At 67.4% G+C, this 2,311-nt stretch carries 1 protein-coding gene and 2 pseudogenes; 2 read left to right on the top strand and 1 reads right to left on the bottom strand.

Translation table 11 applies throughout. The features are described from left to right. Both ACIQOV_RS37975 and ACIQOV_RS37970 read left to right on the top strand, forming a co-directional pair. Positions 1-246 (top strand): annotated as a pseudogene (locus ACIQOV_RS37975) (hypothetical protein); the annotation flags it as partial. A gap of 12 nt (positions 247-258) precedes the next feature. Further along, positions 259-582, top strand: a pseudogene (locus tag ACIQOV_RS37970) (transposase); the annotation flags it as partial. A 747-nt stretch (positions 583-1,329) separates the two neighbouring features. Here the strand turns inward: ACIQOV_RS37970 and ACIQOV_RS37965 are convergent. Beyond that, a complete protein-coding gene (locus ACIQOV_RS37965) occupies positions 1,330-2,172 on the bottom strand; it encodes an SAM-dependent methyltransferase (protein WP_401055329.1) in 843 nt (280 codons plus the stop codon). Positions 2,173-2,311: the final 139 nt, after the last annotated feature.

Below are 2,311 nucleotides of genomic sequence, written 5' to 3'. Positions count from 1 at the left end.
GGCCTCGCCCGCGCCTACGCCCGCGCGATCCACGACCTCAACACCGAGATGGCCGCAGAACCCGGCTGGCACCCCCTACCCCAACGCATGGAACAGCTCCGCCGCGCCATCGCACTCGAACCGGCCGACCCCGACCGCGCGACCCTCCGCCGCCGCACCCCGACACCTGCCGCCGGCCCCGAGGCAACGGCACAGGCTAGGGCGTTTCCTGCCGATCATCTGATCGTTGGTAGATGCGTGTCGTAAACCGATGCGCAGTGGGCGCGGATAGAGCCGTTGTTACCGGACCGATCACCGAGGCGGGGTGGGCGGTGGCGTGATCACCGGCAGGTGATCGACGCGATCGCGTGGAAGTGCCGTACGGGGGCGCCGTGGATGGCGCCGCCCCGGAGTTCGGTCTATGGAGGGCGTCCACAACCGGTTGCAGACGGGACCTGGGAGGGCGTGTTCACCGCGCTCCTGGAACAGGCGGATGCCGAGGGCAACCTGGGCTGGGTCGTCGCCGTCGACTCGACGATCGTGCACGCCCACCAGCACGCGGCCGGGGCCCGTCAGAAGGGGCCCGGCCGGCAAACCGCATGACCATGCCCTCGGACGCTCCCGCGGCGGGCTGGCCAGAAAGATCCACCTCGCCTGCGACGGACGCGGCCGCCGCTCGCCTTCGCCGTTGCCGACGGCACCCGCAAGGACTGCACCCAGGCCGAAACGGTGATCGCCCTCATCCGGGTGCGTACCGGGCGCGGGTCCGGCACGCACCCGGCCCAAACGCGTCGCCGCCGACAAAGGCTTCAGCATGCACCACCAGCCTCTACGATGCCTCGTCCACGGATCGTTCCAGTAACAGTTGCGATCAACCGCCCATCGTCTCCTTGAAGCTGCGGAAATTGTAGGGACCTTCCGCACCTCGGCTCCCGGGCCAGGTGCAAGACAAGAGGCAGGCTTGGGGGTGGAAATGGCCGATATGGCGCTGCTCGTTGTCAGGTGTGTGACGGCGAGGCAGCACAGCGGATCGTGCTGCTCGCGGTCGAAGACACGGATGAGCTCATCGGCGGAGCGTTCTGTCGTAGACGTCCATCACCGCCGATCACCCAGTGGGCTCCAGTGGCGAGCGCCGGGACTCCCAGGGCACGAACGCCTTTGGCAGCTGCCGCCAGGCACACCCGGCCCACTAAACGTAGAAGATCGCATCGACGATCCACCGCTGCGAATGCTTCACTCGCCGCCCTCCTTTCAGCCCCACCCGCGCCGCCGGGGTTACCTTCCACCCGCCGTAGCCAACACCGGCAACGTTGGCCGTTCCCCGCCCCATGGGGAGCGGCCAACTGGGGTTTAGCGGGTGGGGCGGTGGGCTTCGACGATCACGCAGCCCAGTTTCTCCGTGTAGATGGACAAGCCGGTCGGAAGGAGCTGGTCCATCTGGACGGTGTAATCCGGTCCGTAGTGGCTGGCCAGGAGTTCCTTGTCCTCTTCGTACCGGGACTGGATCCACTCCATGTTCTTCCTGGTCTCGGCGGTGACGTCGTGGACCTGGACGGCCTCGAAGCCGGCGCGGGTGACCAGGTCGCCGTAGTCCTGGGGGTGCAGGAGCGAGGAGAACGCGAATCCCTGGGTGAGGAGGTCCCACTCGTGGCCGGTCAACTGCTCGCGTTCGACGAAGTCGGTGAGGACCACCCGGCCTCCGGGCTTGAGCGTGCGGTGGATTTCCCGCAACACCTGGAGGCGGTCGGGCACGTGGAACAGCATCTCGACCGCCCACGCGGCGTCGAACGTCCCGGATTCGTAGGGCAGTTCCATGGCGTCGGCGTGGACAAACTCAAGGCGGGACGACAGGCCCGCGGCCCGGGACTTCGCTGCGGCGGTGTCGACCTGAGAGGAGCTGATGTTCACCCCAAGGATCCGGGCGCGGGTCTGTTCGGCCAGGCGCATCGCCGGGTGTCCGGTGCCGCAGCCCACGTCGAGCAGGTAGTCCTCGTCCTTCAACCGAAGGAGCGAGATCAGGCGGTCCGTCAGGCGGCTCTGTGCCGCGGTCATCGACGAGGTGTCGTCCTGCTCCCAGATCCCGAAGTGAATGTCCTCCCCGAAGAGCGAGGCGAAGAACGGCCCCATCTGCTCGTAGAAGCCCCCGACCGATTCACTCGACGGGTATGCCTTGCTCCTGTGATCGCTGTCCACGACGACTCCATTCCAATTGTTGAACGGTTTCCGGTGTCCCTCCAAGGGGCCCGGCTGTGGTGCGCTTCAGTGCCGGCCCCGGCTGCCGCTTTCATCAGGCAGGCGGCGTTCTCGGTCGGCGTGGGTGACGGTCCCGATG

Source organism: Kitasatospora sp. NPDC091257 (assembly GCF_044757675.1).
Taxonomy (GTDB): Bacteria; Actinomycetota; Actinomycetes; order Streptomycetales; family Streptomycetaceae; genus Kitasatospora; species Kitasatospora lactacystinica.
The sequence above is the reverse complement of the archived record's forward strand: the minus strand, read 5'-3'. Positions and strand labels throughout refer to the sequence as shown.